At 68.6% G+C, this 17,247-nt stretch carries 13 protein-coding genes; 6 read left to right on the forward strand and 7 right to left on the reverse strand.

From position 1 onward, the window contains the following. Positions 1-98: 98 nt before the first annotated feature. The gene (locus ABD260_RS02195; protein ID WP_344231580.1) at positions 99-653 is read left to right on the forward strand and encodes a TetR/AcrR family transcriptional regulator; all 555 of its coding nucleotides are present in this window, start codon (positions 99-101) and stop codon (positions 651-653) included. A gap of 69 nt (positions 654-722) precedes the next feature. Continuing rightward, positions 723-2,549 (forward strand): FtsX-like permease family protein, encoded by a 1,827-nt coding sequence (locus tag ABD260_RS02200; RefSeq protein WP_344231581.1) that lies wholly within the window; start codon positions 723-725, stop codon positions 2,547-2,549. On the opposite strand, the gene ABD260_RS02205 is transcribed toward ABD260_RS02200, so the two are convergent. From ABD260_RS02205 to ABD260_RS02230, 6 genes are all read right to left on the reverse strand, one after another. Then, positions 2,506-3,003 carry a DUF2867 domain-containing protein gene (locus ABD260_RS02205; protein WP_344231582.1) on the reverse strand — a complete coding sequence of 166 codons (498 nt, stop codon included), beginning with the start codon at positions 3,001-3,003 and terminating at the stop codon, positions 2,506-2,508. The genes ABD260_RS02200 and ABD260_RS02205 overlap by 44 nt on opposite strands. 17 nt (positions 3,004-3,020) lie before the next feature. Next, positions 3,021-3,551, reverse strand: coding sequence for a TetR/AcrR family transcriptional regulator (locus ABD260_RS02210; protein ID WP_344231583.1), 531 nt, complete (start codon positions 3,549-3,551; stop codon positions 3,021-3,023). A gap of 38 nt (positions 3,552-3,589) precedes the next feature. After that, positions 3,590-5,986 (reverse strand): GH116 family glycosyl-hydrolase, encoded by a 2,397-nt coding sequence (locus ABD260_RS02215; protein ID WP_344231584.1) that lies wholly within the window; start codon positions 5,984-5,986, stop codon positions 3,590-3,592. 69 nt (positions 5,987-6,055) lie between these two features. Next, entirely contained in the window at positions 6,056-7,270 is a 1,215-nt protein-coding gene (locus ABD260_RS02220; RefSeq protein ID WP_344231585.1) for an MFS transporter, read from the reverse strand. Next, entirely contained in the window at positions 7,267-7,713 is a 447-nt protein-coding gene (locus ABD260_RS02225) for a MarR family winged helix-turn-helix transcriptional regulator (protein ID WP_344231586.1), read from the reverse strand. The genes ABD260_RS02220 and ABD260_RS02225 overlap by 4 nt, the downstream gene beginning before the upstream one ends. 76 nt (positions 7,714-7,789) lie before the next feature. Next, complete coding sequence (locus tag ABD260_RS02230; protein WP_344231588.1) at positions 7,790-8,359, reverse strand: TetR/AcrR family transcriptional regulator; 570 nt, start codon at positions 8,357-8,359, stop codon at positions 7,790-7,792. Positions 8,360-8,468: 109 nt separating this feature from the next. On the opposite strand from ABD260_RS02230, the gene ABD260_RS02235 reads away from it, so the two are divergent. From ABD260_RS02235 to ABD260_RS02250, 4 genes are all read left to right on the forward strand, one after another. Continuing rightward, complete coding sequence (locus tag ABD260_RS02235; RefSeq protein WP_344231589.1) at positions 8,469-10,877, forward strand: PEP/pyruvate-binding domain-containing protein; 2,409 nt, start codon at positions 8,469-8,471, stop codon at positions 10,875-10,877. A gap of 205 nt (positions 10,878-11,082) precedes the next feature. After that, a complete protein-coding gene (locus ABD260_RS02240) occupies positions 11,083-12,249 on the forward strand; it encodes an MFS transporter (protein ID WP_344231590.1) in 1,167 nt (388 codons plus the stop codon). Positions 12,250-12,401: 152 nt separating this feature from the next. Further along, positions 12,402-13,721 carry a GGDEF domain-containing protein gene (locus tag ABD260_RS02245; protein ID WP_344231591.1) on the forward strand — a complete coding sequence of 440 codons (1,320 nt, stop codon included), beginning with the start codon at positions 12,402-12,404 and terminating at the stop codon, positions 13,719-13,721. 59 nt (positions 13,722-13,780) lie between these two features. Further along, a complete protein-coding gene (locus ABD260_RS02250; RefSeq protein ID WP_344231592.1) occupies positions 13,781-14,932 on the forward strand; it encodes a cation:proton antiporter in 1,152 nt (383 codons plus the stop codon). 567 nt (positions 14,933-15,499) lie between these two features. On the opposite strand, the gene ABD260_RS02255 is transcribed toward ABD260_RS02250, so the two are convergent. Then, positions 15,500-17,161 carry a GMC oxidoreductase gene (locus ABD260_RS02255; RefSeq protein ID WP_344231593.1) on the reverse strand — a complete coding sequence of 554 codons (1,662 nt, stop codon included), beginning with the start codon at positions 17,159-17,161 and terminating at the stop codon, positions 15,500-15,502. Between the last annotated feature and the right edge of the window lie 86 nt (positions 17,162-17,247).

A 17,247-nucleotide genomic window follows, 5' to 3' on the forward strand; every position in this document is an offset into this window, starting at 1 on the left:
TGGCCACGAGATCCGAGCCTAAGTTGCCCGCGACGGTCGTTCCCGCGATTCCGGAGACCAAAATCAATCCGTACAAACGTCCTGGTAGTTTGCTGTTTGTGCAGGTCAGGAGGGTTGCCGACGGGCGGCGAGTGCGTGGTGAGCAGCGCCGGAGCGAGCTGCTCGCGGCCACGCTGGCGGTGATAGAACGCGACGGAGTCGCAGGTGTCAGCCATCGGGTGGTGGCCGCGGAGGCCGATGTCTCGGTCGCGTCGATCACCTATCACTTCCCGACCCTGGACGCATTGCTGGTCGCCGCGCTGCAGTCGGCGGCGGAGGATCTCGCGGTCGAGTTGGACGGCCGGGGGAGTGAACTGGGCGCACGGCCCGCCGACGAGCTGGCCCGGTTGATCGAGCACAGTGCAGTACGCCGACGTGGCCGCACGCTCGCGCTCTACGAGCTGTACTTGTACGCCGCCCGGCGCCCCGATCTGCGGGAGGCGGCCTCCGCCTGGCTGGAGCCGCTGACAGAGATCGCCCGCGCCTTCGCCGGTGACCCGCAGAAGGCGCGACTCCTAGTGGCGGCTTTGGACGGGTTGCTGATGCATGCGCTGATAGGTGCTCGCGACGTGGACCGCCGCGACCTGGCTGCCCTGCTTGAGGTGCTGAGGTAGCGCACGGGCTACCTGTGGTCGGGTGCGCAGGCCAGGGCACGCCGTGTGCTCAGCCGGTTGGCTAGCTACATGCTGAGGTTGTCTGTCGGAGCACTGCGGACCAGGTGGCAGTTGTTCGCCGGTGCGGTGGTTGCTGTCGCGCTGGGTGTTGGTCTGGTGCAGTCGGGACTCCAGATGCTCGCCGCAACCGACAAGCCGGTGTTGCCGGCCGGACTGACGGCGTACCAGCGCGCACAGGTGCGGGAGGGGTACGTCGGTGCGTCAACGCTCTTGGGTATGTCGGTGATGCTGGCCGCCTTCCTGAGCGTGTTCATTGTCAGCACGACGTTCGGGTTCATGACGGTGCAGCGGCGGCGTGAGTTCGGGCTGCTCCGGCTGGTGGGGGCGCAGCGGGGGTATCTGTGCCTGATGGTGGTCATGGAGGCCGGACTGCTTGGGGTGCTGGGCAGCGTGGTCGGGCTACCGCTCGGTGTGGTCGCGACTTGGGCGCAGACGTGGCTGCTCACCCAGCTGGGGATGCTGCCGAGCTGGTTCCATGCGCCGTGGGACCAGGGCGCGGTGTGGGTGGCGATGATCGTCGGTGTCAGTACGGCGCTCGCCGGGGTTCTCGCCGCGGCCTGGCGGGCGTCGCGGATCAGTGCGCTCGAAGCGATCGTCGAGGGGCAGGCTGCGCAGCGGGTGATGACCGCGTGGCGCTGGTTCTGGGGGCTGTCCGCGGCGGGCGGCACGCTGTTGATGGTGATCGCGGCGCAGGCGGCGCGCGATCTGGTGGCCGGGCTGATGATCGGCCTGATGGTGATGATCAGTGGTTCGGTCGCGCTCAGTCAGTTGAGCCCGGTCGTCGTACCGCTGGCCGGCCGGCTGCCCGCGTTCGTTGTCCGGGGCAACTTGATCGCGGACCTGGCGCGATCGGGCGTACTGCATGCCGTCCGCCGCAGTGCCGCCACCGCGGCGCCGTTGATCGTCCTGGTCGGGCTGACGGTCGGGTTGTGGGGCACCTTCGGATCGCTGGCGAAAGCCGTCGGGGTCGAGCAGAAGCGGCTGATCACCGCGGACGTGGTGGTCGATCACCCGGTCGCGCCCGGGCCGGGGATCGTCGCGGCGTCGACGCAGACCGCCGTACCGATCGCGATCACGCGCGGGAAGCGGACCGTGTACTCGGAGGCGATCGGGATCGATCCGGCCGCGTACGAGGCGACGCACCGGCTGCGGCCGCGGAAGGGATCGCTGGACCAGCTGACCGGTTCGACGATCGCGATCGGGCCGGGGATGGCGGTCGAGGGGTACAAGCTCGGGTCGACCGTGAAAGTTGCTCTTGGCAATCGAAAGGTCGCGGTCAAGGTGGTCGCGATCATGCCCGAGACCCTGGACGTGAGCGAGAACTTCTTCATTCCCAGGAGTTTGCTGCCGGCCGGCGGCCGGACCGAGACGCTGGTGAAATTGGAGCCTGGGGCAACGATGGACGGGCAGACGGTGAAGTCCTGGGCGGAGCAGCGGGGTGAGGCCCAGCAGCGCAGCAATGCCGGGTTGTTCGCGGCGCTGATGGGTCTGGCCGGGATCTTCACCGCGGTCGCGGTGGTGAACGCGGTGGTGATGTCGACGGCCGACCGGAAGCGCGAGTTCGCGCTGGCGCGGATGGCCGGCCTGACCCGCGGGCAGGTCGTCACCGTCGCGTTGGTCGAGTCCGCGACCGTCGTGGTGGTCGGCGTACTGCTCGGGGCCGTGGTGGCCGCGGCCGCACTCGCCGGGATCGCGGCCGGACCGTACGGGATGGAGGCGCTGGCCGTTCCGTGGCAGCTGCTGGGGCTGATCTTCGGTGCCGCGCTGGTGGTCGTCGGCGCGACGGCCGCGCTTACCGCGTACCGCGCGACGTCTCGCCGGCCCGGCACATACTGAGCAGGACGACGTGGTGGAACGGGCGGATCAGGTTGAAGTAGAACCGCCCGGCCGGCCGCAGGTACTGCACCAGGGTCGCGATCTTGAACGTCGCCGGATGCTCGTCGTCGGTGAAGAACGCCAGGTACGCCACCAGGTGGTTGTCGGTGATCTTCAGCAGCAGATAGCGATCCTCCTCGCCGCGGACGACCGTGAAGAACGAGTTCTTCTCGCCCGGCGTGAAGCTCACGGTTTCGGGCCGGAGCCGCCGCGAGTCCGGTACGCCGGTGGTCTCGAGCCGCAGCATCGCGGCGACCGCCATCCGGGCGGCGAACAGGCTCTTCAGCCACAGCGGGCTGTGACCGAGCGCGCCGGCGGCGAACTCGCGCAGCGTCACGTCGGCATGCGCCGTCTTCACGTCGATCTCGTCCACGACCGGAATCAGCTCGTCCAGCTCGTGCAATGTCGTCGGCATGACCACTCCCAATTCGATCAGTCGATGAGGCGGAGCGTGAGGCTGTAGATCTCGCGCAGGTCATCCCGGTCGACCGTCGGCAGCACCTGCTCCGCGCCGATCAGGATCAGGTAGAGCAATTGCGCGTACCGATCCGGATCGATCTCGGCGCCTAGGCCGCGGCACAGTTCCCGCACGTACGAAGTACGCGTCGCGTCCACGCGCTCCTGCACCGCGCGGACCTCGGCGTCCTGCAGCGCCCACGCCCGGACCGCGATCTCCAGCGCCACGTTGTCCCGGTCGGTCAGCACCAGCCGGAACAGATGCTCCAACTTCGCCCGCGGCTCGGCGTCTCCGCCTTGCACAGCATCGATCAACCGGGTCGTGTACTGCTGCTCGAAGTACTCCAGCAGGGCGGTCTTGAACCCGCCGGCGCCCGCGAAGTGGTGATAGAACGACCCCTTCGTCATCCCCAGCGCGCCGGTCAGCCGCTCGATCGTGATCGCCGGCGCCCCCTCGGTCGCCAGCAGCTCGACCCCCGCCTCAACCCACTCCACCCGAGTCACCACGAGGCCGACCATACCATACCGTTTGGTATGGTCAGGTCTCAGCTGGGTTGAGTGACGGGCAGGTTGTTCAAGTAGACGGACGTGAGGTTCAGGTCGCCTTCGAGCACCTCCAGCGCTTGCGTGCCGGTGTCGAAGGTCCCGAACGCGTCCCCGGTCGACCAGAAGATGCGGCGTACGTCCGGGTGCTGCGGCGTGAAGCGCATCACCCCGGTGTGGGCGTTGTAGTCGAAGCCGGTGAGCTGGACGACCGCACCCCAGGACGCCATCGCGCGGGCGTAGTGATGACCGCATTCGGCCTCGTCGTACGGATTGCGCCGCTCGCCGTCGTACCGGTGCCGGATGTCCGTGATCAGCTGGACGCCCTCGTCGATCATGCCTTCGGAGATGAGGCCGACGGCGAGGATGTGCTCGAAGCCGGTCATCACTTCGGTGAAGTACGGGAACGGGCGCTCGGGGCGGTTGCCGCGCGGGTAGCTGCACATCAGGACGGCGGATTCGTCGGGACCGAGTACGTAGCTGCGCATGTGGTTGAAGTGCCCGGTGAACCCGGACAGCCGGTTGTAGCGCACGACGCTGCGCAAGGTGGTGGCGACGTGCTCCTCGTTCAGCAATGAGCCGAGCTGGGTCAGTCGCGCGAGGTGCTGGCCGACCAGCTGATCGACGAGGCAGCCGTCGCCGATCTGCAGTACGGGATGCGTCGGGTCAGGTGCTCCGGCCGTCTCGCGCAGTCCGGGCGCGATGTCGTCGGCGGACGCGGGCGGCCGGATCTCGTGCCGGTAGTACTCCCCGTTGAACAGGTGCTCGTCCATCCACGCGCTGCCGTTCGCGAACAGCTTCCGGCATTCGCCGGCCAGATCATCGCCCAGGTACGTCGCCATCTCCTCGCAGGCGCGGAGCGCGGCCAAGTACCAGGACTGCATCTGCGGATTCGGCCCGTAGTACTCGACGTCCATGGTGTTGTGCTGGCAACCCTCCATCACGCCGTCGCGGTCGGCGTCCCACCCGCCGGGAATCCAGCAGAACTCGAGCGCCCGGCGCGCGGCCGGCCAGAGCGACCGGAGCATGTCGTCGTCGCCGCTCAGCCGCCACTCCCGGTACAGCTTCACCAGGCAGCCGAGCTGCCCGTCCGCGGCCGCGACCTTCCAGTTCCGGGCCTTCGGGTCCAGCGGCAGCCCGACCCGGAAGCTCATCAACCCGTCGTCGCCGGTCGCGTGCAGGAACTCGATCTCACGCATCGACCGCGCGATCTCGCCGAACAGGTACGGCGTCGCCTGCTCGTAGTTCCAGACATGCGTGCAGGTCCCCATGCAACTGCCTTCGTGGTCGGAGCAGCCCTCCCACCCGAAGAACTGTCCATCCGGCGTACGGAACACGGTCTGCGTACGCAGCGTACTGAGATTGAACAGCGCTGCTTCTTTCACTGCATCCGGCAGATCGCTCGACACGAAGGAGTCGACGAAGCGGACGGTACGGCGTTCGAGCTCGTCCAAGTGCGGTGCGAACTGTGTCACGGCATCCCACGCGTCGGCGTACAACGTCGTGTAGTGGTTGCCGACGAAGTCCGGGTTCTCCCAGCCGCGCCGGTTCGGGAAGTGCCAGCCGAGCAGGAACGTGAACCGCTCGGTCGCCCCGGCGTCGACGGTACGCCGGTCCGCGACCGATGCGACTGGCGTTGCGGATTCGCTGACCCGTTCGTCCAGGCGGCCGTCGTCGGTGAAGTCGTCCCAGAAGTCGAGCAGGCTGTCACCCCAGGTACGGTCGGCCCAGCCGGTGCGCCGCGAAACGTCCTGTCCGTCGAGCACGCCCAGCGCGATCGACCCGTACTGCTCGGCGCCGGGATCGACGCCGTGGCTGCGCATCAGTACACCTGATGGTTCGGCCAACGTGTTGTAGTTGCCCGCGGCAACATCGTAGCGACCGTCGCGGCCGATGAAGTTCTGCAGGGCGCCGGCGACGGAGACGGTCAGTGGCTCAGCGGTGCGGTTGGTGATCGCGAAGCGCAGCACCGCGACCGGCCAGGAGCTCGCCGCGACATCGGTGGGTACGAACGGGTTGAACGCTTCCAGATCGACGTCGACCGGTACGTCGTCATCGCGCAGTTCGAGTCGCCCGAACGGGTACGCGGTGGCGAAGGTCGCGTCCCGGAAGCGCGGCAGACCGTGGTTCTGGGCGCCGCTCCCGTGCGCGCCCTCGTACTCGCTGAGATCCAGCGGGCCCTCGATCGCGCGGGCGGTGATCGCGCCGGAGGGGGACGACGTACGCAGGGCGAAGAAGGCGGTGCCGGGGTGGAAGCCTTTCGCCGGGCGGTTCACGATCTCCCAGTCGCGGAGATTGCCGCGGCCGCCGAGGCTGACCGTCCCGGTGCCGATCCCGCCGAGCGGGAGGGCGATCCGGCGGAGCTGACGTCCGGTGTACGTGCGCAGGGTTGGCCACATACCGATCGACCCTAGACGCGAAAACCCGCCGGAGAAATCGTTCTCCGGCGGGTCGGGTAGACCAATCCCTCAGGCGTCGGCGGCGGTCAGCGCCTCGGCCTCGGCGGTCGAGTGGTTGGCGGGGATGCGGAGGTGCGACAGCGGCTTCCAGCCGGTCGCCAGCGCGCCGACGGCGAGCAGCACCGCGAAGGCGCCGACGTAGAACGGCAGCTGGATGTTGACCTCTTCGCCGAGCTTCCCGGCCAGCCACGGAGCGACCGCGCCACCGGAGAAGCGCACGAAGGAGTACGCGGCGGAGGCCGTACCGCGCTCGACCGGCGCCGCGCCCATCACTGCCTCGGTGATCAGGGTGTTGTTGATGCCGAGGAACAGTCCGGCCACAACCACACCCACTGCGAGTACGGGCTTGTGGTGCGCGTACAGGCCCATCACCGCGAGATCCACGGCGAACAGGAACAGCACCGTCATCGCCACCGGCAACGTACCGAACCGGCGTTGCAGCCGCGGTGCCACGAAGACCGAGGTGAACGCCAGGCACAGGCCCCAGCCGAAGAAGATCAGCCCGATCTGCCGAGCCGACATGGCCAGCGGGAACGGCGTGAACGCGAGCAGCGTGAAGAAGCCGAAGTTGTAGAGCAGCGCGGTGACCGCGACGGTTGCCAGCGACCGGTGCCGCAACGCCTTCAGCGGTTCGAGAATCGAGGTGCGTCGCGCCTCGGGCGGTGAGGCGGGCAGCAAGAACGCGGTCGCGGCGAGTGCGATCGTCATCAGCACCGCTACTCCGAAGAACGGGCCGCGCCAGGAGATCGTACCGAGCTCACCACCGACCAGTGGGCCGGCCGCGATGCCGACGCCGAGCGCCGCCTCGTACAGGATGATCGCCTCGGCGACCGAGCCGGCGGCCGAGTTCACGATGGTGGCCAGGGCGGTGGCGATGAACAGTGCGTTGCCGAGGCCCCAGCCGGCCCGGAAGGCGACGATCATGCCGATGCTGTTCGACAGGCCGGCCAGCGCGCTGAACACGACGATGATGGCCAGGCCAATGAGCAGGGTGCGCTTGGCGCCGATCCGGCTGGAGACCGCGCCGGTGATCAGCATCGCCACGCCGATCACCGCCATGTAGCTGGTGAACAGGAGCGAGACCTGGGACGGGCTCGCGTGCAGCTGCTCGGCGATCGGCTTCAGGATCGGGTCCACCAGGCCGATGCCCATGAAAGCGATCACGCAGGCGAACGCGACCGCCCAGACGGATTTGGGCTGCTTCAGGAACGACGAGGTGCTCACCGGGGCGTTGCCTCCAAAGGATCGATGGTGAGGAGTTTGTGGATGACGGTGGCGGCGGCCTCCAGGGTGGCGAGGTCGGGCGCGGACAGGTGGCCCAGGTGGGCCGCGAGCGCGGCGCCGGCCTGACTGCGCGCGCTGCGCAGCTCGGCAAGACCCGCGTCGGTGAGGCTGATCAGGCTGGCCCGGGAGTCGGCCGGGTCGGCAGTACGCCGCACCCACCCCTGCTCCTCGAGCCGCTGCACCAGGTTGGACATGGTCGGCTGCGAACACCGATCGGCCTTGGCCAACTCACTGATCCGCGCCTCGCCGAGCTCGTCCAGCCGCCCCAGCACCCGCATCGCGGCGTGCGGCAGCGTGTTCACGTTCCGGGTGGCCAGCCGCGACAACCGCGTCGAAGCCACCACCAGCTCTTCCCCGAGCCGAGTCAGATCAGCAGCACTCACACCCCCAAATATACATAGCTTTCCTATGCATCTCCACCGAAGTGAACCACCTCACGGCGTACGGTTGGGTGCTTCGCTAGCTGAAGATCAGGGCCAGCTGGGCGTCCAGTGCGGCGACTGCGTCCTGCTCTGCGTACTGTCCTGACAGCAGTTGCATGCCGAGGCCGTCGACGAGCGCCATCAGGCCGATCGCCGCGAGGTCGGGATCGAGGTTGCCTGCGCCGGCCGCACGCAGCTGCCGCGCGATGAAGCCGCGCAGCTCGTCGGCGTCGGCGCGCAGCCCTTCCCGGATCGCCGGCTTCACGGCTGCGTACGCGAGGAACGCGAGCCCGACGTGGCTCTCGAGCCGTCGAGTGTCGTCGAGCGGCAGGATCTGGAGCAGGACCCCGCGGACGAGCTCGCGGGGCGTCCCCGACGCGGCCGCCGCCTCGGAGCGGGCGCGAATCCGGCTCCCGGCCATGCTCAGCGCGAAGGTCATCATCTCGTCCTTGGTGCGGAAGTAGTGCTGCACCATTCCGGTCGATACGCCTGCTTCGCCCGCCACCTGGCGCAGGCTCACGCCCTGCAGCCCGTGGGTCGCGGCCAGCCGCATCAGTGCGTCGGCGAGCAGCTCACGGCGTTCTCGGTGGTCCACTCTGCGCGGCATTGGCCCAGTTTACATTGCACCTGTATTGTCATCGTTATTCATTGCGGTCGTATTGGAAAACGGGGTACCGGCCAGGGCGGACCTGGCCGGGGCGAAGGAGGTGGCGGGGATGAATCTGCTGGAGCTGACGGCGATCGGCTGCGGCCGGCATGACCTGGTGGGCGGCAAGGCCGCCGGTCTCGCCGGGCTGATCCGGCTCGGTGAGCGGGTGCCGGACGGCTTTTGCGTGACGACCGAGGCGTACGCGAATGGGCGGGTGCCGCGCGCCGAGGTGCTGGCGGCGTACGAACGTCTCGGCGGCGGACCCGTCGCGGTCCGCTCCAGCGCTACCGCCGAAGATTTGCCGCACGCGAGCTTCGCCGGCCAGCAGGACACCTACCTCGGCGTCATGGGCGGTGCGGCACTGATCGAGGCCATCGAGGCATGCTGGGCTTCGCTGCACTCCGAGCGCGCGACCACCTACCGCGAGGCCAACGGCATCCCGCACGATTCCGTCCGGATGGCTGTCGTCGTGCAGCGCATGGTTGACGCCGAAGTCGCGGGCGTGCTGTTCACCGCCGACCCATTGACCGGCTCGCGCAGTGCGAGCGTGGTCGACGCCGCGCCGGGGCTGGGGACGGCGGTCGTCGACGGAGCGACAGCAGCCGACCACTACGTGCTGGACGGCGCCGAGGACGGAGAGCGCGGTTGCCTCACACCTGCCCGCCGGAAGGAACTGCGTGCGGCCGGTCAGCGGATCAAGGACCTGCTCGGCGTGGAGCAGGACATCGAGTGGGCCTACGACCACGACGGGACGCTGTGGCTGTTGCAAGCGCGACCGATCACCACTCTGTTTCCCGCGCCGCCGTCGAGCGACAAGCCGGGTCCGCGGCTGTACGTCGAGTTCGGCCATGTCCAGGGAATGCTGCAGCCTGCCACTCCGATGGGCATGTCGACGCTGAAGTCGATGCTGGCGGGCATGCTTGCGGCGTTCGGCCTCACGGTCGAGATCGTTGACATCGGCGCGCGGCTGTACGGCGATCTGACCGACGCGCTGCGCGACCCCTCGACGCGGCAGCGGCTCGTCAAGCTGATGGCGGTCGACTTCGGGCCGCGTGCACAGACGGCAGTGGAACACCTTCTGGACGATCCGCGGTTCGCGCCACGGAAGACTCCGCGGCAGCGCACTGCGGCCGCCCTGAAGACCGGTCCCAAGGCCGTCGCCGGGATCCTCGGCGCGCTGGCCCGTCCGGCGCGGGCGCGCGCCCGCGTCTTCGGCGAGCTCGAACGTCTCCGTCGGCAGCCGGTCGCCGATCCGGCCACGGTAACTGAGCTGCTGGACCTGGTCGAGCGAGACGCGGAGCAGAGCACGCTCGCCGGCGCGATCACCTGGCCCGTTGTCAGCGGCCTCGCCGTATCCGCCACACTGCCGTCGCTGCTCAAGGGCATCGCAAGCGAGGACGAGATCCACACGGTGCTCGGCGGAATGCCGTACAACGTCACGATCGAGATGAACCTCGCCCTGTGGGAGGTGGCCCGGCGGGCGGAGCCGCACCGCGAGCTGCTGATCGGTACCCCGCCATCGGACCTCGGTGCGGCCCAACTGGCGGGCACGCTTCCGGACTTCGGCTTGGACGCGTTCCTCGAGCGGTACGGCACCCGGTCGGCCGCCGAGGTCGACGTCGGGGTACCCCGCTGGGCCGAGGACCCGGCACCGGTGTTCACGATGCTCGCCAACTACCTGCGCGTCACGGACCCCGAGCAGGCCCCGGACCGCCGATTTCGGCGCGCCGCGGAGAAGGCCGAGTCGATGCTCACCGAGCTCTCCCGGAGGGCCCGTAGCAAGCACCCGGTGCGGGGGCGCCTCGCCGCCTTCTTCCTGCACAGGTCCAGGGAGTTGTCCGGGCTGCGCGAGGCGGGCAAGCTCGTCGGGCTCTACTCCTTGCGCGACCGTCGCCGCCGCCTGCTCCTGATCGGTGCCGAACTCCACGCGAAGGGTTTGCTTGCAGGCCCCGACGACGTCATGTTCCTCGACCTCGTCGAGCTGCGCACGGTAGTGGAGACCGGTCCTGACGTGCGCGAGACCATTGCCACGCGGCGCGCGGAGTATGAGCGCGAACGGCGCCGTCGCAGTGTTCCGGTCGCCCTGCTCTCGGACGGCACGGATGTGGAGACGCTCCTACCGGCCCCACCGTCCGATGGCCGGTCGCTCGTCGGCGTGGGGGCGGCAGCCGGTCGCGTCACCGGCCGAGCCCGGGTGGTTCGAGACCCCTCCGCCGTTGTCATCGAACCCGGAGAGATCCTCGTCGCCCCGACGACCGACCCCGGCTGGACCCCGTTGTTCCTCACCGCCGGCGGCCTTGTCACGGAGACCGGCGCCGTGATGGCCCATGGACCGACGGTCGCCCGTGAGTACGGCATCCCGGCCGTCATCTGTGTACCAGCCGCCACCACTCGCATCCGCAACGGGCAGCTGATCACTGTCGACGGGGCCATGGGCACGATCACGCTGGATTGCGAAGACGCTCCGCTGGGGTAAGCCGTCGGTCGAGCGGCCGGGCCGAGGCCGGCGGCGGGGCTGAAGTTGCAGGTTGCTGCAACTTCTGGGGGTTTGTGGGCGGCGGCGCACCGTGGTGGGGGCTGGGGGTGGGGATTGTCTGTACGTTGGGCTGGTGGCCCGCCCCGCTCACTCTTCCGGTACTGGTTCCGCTGATCGGCCTGCGACGTACAGCGAGGTTTTCGCTGTGGCCGAGTTTCGGTGGTTGTGGTTTGCGCAGTTGGGGTCGGTGGTGGGGGATCAGCTGGCCAGGGTTGCCTTGGCCGTGCTGGTGTACGACCGGACCGGGTCGGCCGGATTGTCGGCGGTGACGTACGCGCTGACGTTCTTGCCGGACATCGCCGGTGGGCCGTTGCTGTCCGGGTTGGCGGATCGGTTCCCGCGGCGCCGGCTGATGATCGGCTGCGATGTCGCGCGGGCCGTACTGGTCGCGGCGATGGCGATTCCCGGCGCTTCGCTGTGGGTGCTGTGTGTCCTGCTGGTTGCAGTGCAGCTGCTCGCCTCGCCCTTTCAGTCGGCGCGGGCGGCTTTGCTGCCGTCGATCCTGACCGGGGACAAGTTCGTACTGGCCAGCTCGGTCTCGAACATCACTGGCCAGGCGGCGCAGCTGGCCGGGTTCGTCACCGGCGGCACGTTGGTGGCGGCCTTCGGCGCGGGGAACGCGTTGCTGGCCGATGCCGCGACCTTTGGGCTGTCGGGGCTGTTGCTGTGGTTCGGTGTCCGAGAGCGGGCTTTGCCGGAGACAACCGAAGAAAGCAAGGGCTGGTGGGCCTCGCTGTCCGCGGGCGCGCTGCTGGTCTGGAGCGATCGCCAGTTGCGGTACCTGGTCGCGCTGGCGTGTGTTGCCGGTTTCTACGTCAGCATCGAAGGGCTTGCGGCCCCGTACGCCGCGTCTGTCGGCGGTGGACCGGCCGCGGTCGGGATCCTGCTCGCCGCCAACCCCGCCGGGCAGATGATCGGGATGCTGTTGCTGACCCGGGTCGCGCCGGAACGCCGGCTCACCCTGATGGGTCCGTTGTCGATCGGGTCGTGTGCACCGCTGATCGGCTGCGTGGCCGAGCCGGGACTGTGGGTGACGGTGGCGTTGTGGATGCTGTCCGGGTTGTGCGCGTCGTACCAGCTGGCGGCGAGCGCGGCGTTCGTGATGAACGTGCCGGACGCACAGCGCGGCCAGGCGTTCGGCCTGGCTCGCACTGCGCTGATCGTCTCGCAGGGTATAGGTGTGCTGGCCGCCGGCGCGCTGGCGGATCGCTGGGCGCCCGCGTCGGTCGTGGCGGCGGCCGGCATTCTAGGTGTTTTGGTCGCGGCGGGAGCGGCGTACGGTTACGCCGGGGCGACGCGACGACTCGCGTGATCGATTCACCAGTCGTTGTTCTGCATGGCAGTGGCCTCCTCTCGCGCAAGGTGAGGCATGTGACAGCGAGGTAGTGACAGTGAGGCAGTGACATTGCGTGAACATCACGGCTACGCTGTGACAAGGACCGACTGTGAGGCGGGGGTCTTGTCATGAGTATCAGGCATCGGCTGGCGCATCGTCGCCTGCGGAGACGTAACGACGCTGCCTGGATTCCCACCCGGTGGGCGATGTGGACCCAGCCGCGGCCGGTGCTCGGCTTCGTCCTCGCGGTTGAACTGATCACTTTCCTCGTCGTCGGCGCGACGGTCAACCTGGTCGCGGTGACCGGCGGTGACTGGATCCGGTTGCTCGTCCTGGTGGCCGGTTCGGCGATCCACCTGGAGGCGGCGCGGGACATCGAGCGGCTGCGCAAGGTCGGCGCGGAAGGCATTCCGTACGTCAACCTGAAAGGGATGTGGACGTTCGCGGGCATCCTGATCCTGCCGCCACCGCTGGCCGTGCTGCTGATCGTCAGCACGTACGTGCATTCCTGGCTGCGGGTCCGGCGGGTGCCGCCGTACCGATCGGTCTTCACCGCGACCACGCTGATCCTGGCGGGTGCCGCGGGCGCGGTGGCGATGGCCACGATCCGTCCCGGTGTGTACCCGGGCTATCCGTCCGGTCCGATCGGGCTCGTCGCGGTGGTCGCGGCCGGTCTGGCGTACTGGTTCGTGAACTACGTGCTGGTCGCCGGCGCGATCATGCTGTCCAACCCCGACTCCCCAGGGCGCAACGCGCTGGGGCGGCTGTCGGATCAGCTCATCGTCGCCGGGTCGCTCGGGCTAGGGGTCGCGACCGCGGCACTGCTGCTCAGCCAGCCGTGGGCGGTCGCGGTCCTGCTGCTGACCATTCTCGGCCTGCACCGCGCGCTGCTGGTCGATCAGTTCCAGGCCGCGTCACGTACGGATCCGAAGACCGGCTTGGCCAACGCGGCTTTCTGGCACGAGATCGCCCGTCGCGAGTTCGCCGGCGCGGAGCGTACGAACACCCCGCTCGGCGTGCTGTACCTGGACCTCGACCACTTCAAGATGCTGAACGACACGTACGGGCACCGGGCCGGGGACGATGCGCTGAAGGCGGTCGCGGACGAGCTGCGCAAGGAGGTTCGCGACAACGATCTGGTCGGCCGGCTCGGCGGTGAGGAGTTCGCGATCCTGCTGCCACGGACGCCGGCCGCCGACGCCGCGCTGGCCGCCGAGCGGATCCGGCGCCGGATCGCCGGGCTCCAGGTCACCATCACCACCGGGAGCGGCCCGCTGCTGTGCGACACGATCACCTGCTCGATCGGCGCCGCGACGTACCCGGACTCCGGGACGACGCTCGACGAGCTGCAGATGGCGGCCGACCTGGCGATGTACCACGCCAAGGACCTCGGCCGGAACCGCGTCGTCAGCGCGCCGGGAAACGACAGCGAGCTGCCCACCGCCTGAATCCCGCCCTGGACCGCGGTCGCGGGTGACAATGGCGATCCGGGGAAAGGAGCTGCGCGGTGAGTTTCACCATGCTCGCGGTGGTTGTCGCGATCGGTCTGATCGGTCCGCTGCTCGCGCTCCCGCGCGGCTGGCACATCCCGATCGTGCTCGGCGAACTGATCGCCGGCGTCGTCCTCGGCAAGACGGGGTTCGGGTACCTGACCGCGTCCGATGCCCGGTTCACCTTTCTGGCCGACATCGGGTTCGGGCTGGTGATGTTCGTGGCCGGCACCCACGTTCCGGTCCGGGACGCGAGTCTGCGGCGGGCGATCCGGCCCGGGCTGCTCCGCGCGGTGGTGACCGGGGTGGTCGCGACCGGGCTCGCTTTTGTGCTGAACGCGGTCTTCGGCACCGGGCATGTCGCGTTGTACGCCGTACTGATGGCGTCTTCGTCGGCAGCGTTGATTTTGCCGATCGTGGACTCGCTCGGGCTTGGTGGCCGGTCGGTGGTGGAGTTGCTGCCGCAGGTCGCGATCGCCGATGCCGCGTGCATCGTGGCGTTACCGTTGGCGATCGATCCACCGCATGCGGGGCGCGCGGCGCTTGGTGCGGTGGCGGTGATCGCGGCCGGGGTGGTGGTGTTCTTCATGCTGAACCGGTTGGAGCGGTCGGGGTTGCGGCAGCGGGCGCACAAGGTGTCGGAGGACCGGCGGTTCGCGCTGGAGTTGCGGGTCAGTCTGATGGTGCTGTTCGCGCTCGCCGGTCTCGCGACGGCCACCCATGTCTCGATCATGCTGGCCGGATTCGTACTCGGGCTGGCGGTGGCGGCGGTCGGTGAGCCACGGCGGTTGGCGCGGCAACTGTTCGCGCTGACCGAAGGATTCCTCGGGCCGGTGTTCTTCGTCTGGCTCGGGGCCTCCCTCGATCTGCGCGAACTCGGCACGAAACCGGCCTTCATCGGGCTGGGCGCGGCGCTCGGTGCCGGTGCCGTGATCAGTCACCTCTCCGGCAAGCTCACCCGCCAACCGCTACCGATCGGTGCCTTGGCCTCCGCGCAACTAGGCGTACCCGTCGCGGCGGCCACGGTCGGTACAACCCTGCACGTCCTCCAACCGGGCGAACCCTCCGCCCTCATCCTCGGCGCCCTGATCACGATCGCGGTCAGCGCAGTAGCAGGCGGCCTCGCCGTACGCCAAGGCCTGACCGCCCAACAACAACCTCCCCACTAACCCACCCACCCCGCCCACCCACCCCGCCCACCGAAGGGTGGATATCCAGTGGCGTTGTGGGTTCTCCACCGTTGTACCGACGGAGAACCCACAAGACGGGTGGATAACCCCATCCGACGGGATGCTCAGGGCGGCGACTGCCTCCGGGGTGTACGGGATGAAGTCTTCCGGCGGCTGTGGCCGGTGTTCCGGATCGTGGCGTTTCATCAGGATGCAGGTCCGCGCCGGATCGAGTAGCCCAGCGTCGATGGTCCAGTAGGCAAGGCTTCCGCGACCGATCCGCCCGGACTCACGAAGCGCGGCGAAGATCGGTTCCGGATGCACCGGGGACAGGAAAACCACGTCCGCCCAGCAGCACTTGAGCGGGGGGACCGGGTTGTCGAGGACGTACGGCGGCCGGCCGGCGTACTTGGCGACCTCCCGCTCGTACACGTCGGGGAAGCGGTCGCGGAGCTGGTTGAGCGGGAGGATCTCGTCGCCGCTGATGGTGGCGGCGGCTTTGTAGAGAATGGTCATACACAAAAGCCTCCGAACACGGTGATCGTGCCGGAGGCTCGTGTGTCTATTCTACCGGTTCTTGAGGTCGGTGGTCAGTAGGTGGGAGAGGTTGCGTTCGGCCAGGGCGGTGATGGTGACGAAGGGGTTTACGCCCAGGGAGCCGGGGATCAGGGAGCCGTCGGTGATGTAGAGGTTGGGGTGACCAATCACTCGGCCGTAAAGGTCGGTGGCTTGGCCGAGTACGCAGCCGCCGAGGGGGTGGTAGCAGAAGTCGGCGGCGAAGGCGCGGTTGCCGGTGAAGAGATCCCGGCGGTACGTGGTGCCGGTCGCGCGGTTGATCCGGTCGAAGAGGGCTTGCGCGGAGCGTACGGAGGGTGCGCTTTGGCCGGCTGACCAGTGCAGGTCGGCGCGGTCGGTGGCGTGGTTGTAGGTGAAGTGGCCGCGTTCCGGGTTGACCGTGATCGCCAGGTAGAGGCTGGCCCAGGTTTCCAGGCCGACCGGCAGCGGTGCGATCTCCGCGAACGCGGGGTTGACCGGATCGTCCCAGTTGTCGATGGCAAGCGTCGGGATGGTCGACTGCAAGGAACCGGTCGGGTCCCAGGCGTGGTTGGCGCGCGCCGTCATCACGTTGCCGTTGCTGCCCCAGCCGGTGCCGATCGCGGCCGGGAGATCCGGCAGCGTTCCGGTTTCCCTTGCCCGGAGCAACAATTCGGTCGTACCGACACTGCCCGCACCGAGGAACAGGTACCGGCAGGCGAGTTCGCTGCGCTTCAGTACCTTGCCGGAGGCATCGATCTGTTCGAGGCCGACCAGATATCCCTTGCCGTACCGCCGGATCGTGGTCACTCGGGTCAGCGTCCGGATCGTCACGTTCCCGGTACCGATCGCATCAGCGAGGTACGTCTTGTCCAGCGACTGCTTCCCGTGATTGTTGCCGTAGATCACTTCACCGGCCAGCGCCGATCGCGGTACCTCCTTGCGCTCCTCCCTCTCCAGATAGTCGAACGAGTACACGTTCGGTACGACCGCGGTCTTGAATCCGGCCTGGTGCGCGTGCTTTCGCGACACCCGCGCGTACTGGTAGGCCGGTGTCTTCTCCAGGTACCGCGGATCGATCGTGTTCACGCCGAGCATCCGCCGGGCGAGCGGGAAGTACCGGGCGTACATCGCGGCCGCGTCGACCTGGGGCAGCACCTTCTCGAAGTACGCGCGTTGCGGGGTCGGTGCCATCCCGCCGTTCACCAGCGATCCACCGCCGACACCACGGCCGACGTACACGCCCATGTTCGGGTAGTCGATCCGGTCCAGTACGCCCGCGTACGGCGTGCCGATGTCGCGGTTCACCACATCGAGCCAGAGGAACGTGTCCAGCGGCGCCTCGGTCCGGCGGTGGAACCACATCGACCGGCGGTCCGGGTTCAGGGTCGAGCAGAACACCTTCCCGTCCGGTCCGGCGGTGGTCCACTGCTGTCCCAGCTCGATCATCGTGGTCCGGATCCCCGCCTCGCCGAGCCGGAGCGCGGTGACGGCGGAGCCGTAGCCGGTCCCGACGACCAAGGCAGTGGTGTACGGCGCGGTCGTGCTTCGAGCGGTTGTGGTTTGGGCGGCGGTGGACGGGGTGGCGGCCGCGGGGCCGATCCGGGTCAGGCCGGTGGCGGCAGCGGCGGTGAGGGCGGTCAGGCCGGCGAACCGGCGACGAGTCCATGCGGACGGAGCAGTCTCGTTAATCACCTGACGCACAGTAGTTGATTGATCACGATCTCGCCGGGCTGTCGGCATGTCAGGTGGGATGCAGGGGTGCAAAGTTTCAGGGTTAA

It is taken from the genome of Kribbella hippodromi (assembly GCF_039531045.1).
GTDB lineage: Bacteria > Actinomycetota > Actinomycetes > Propionibacteriales > Kribbellaceae > Kribbella > Kribbella hippodromi.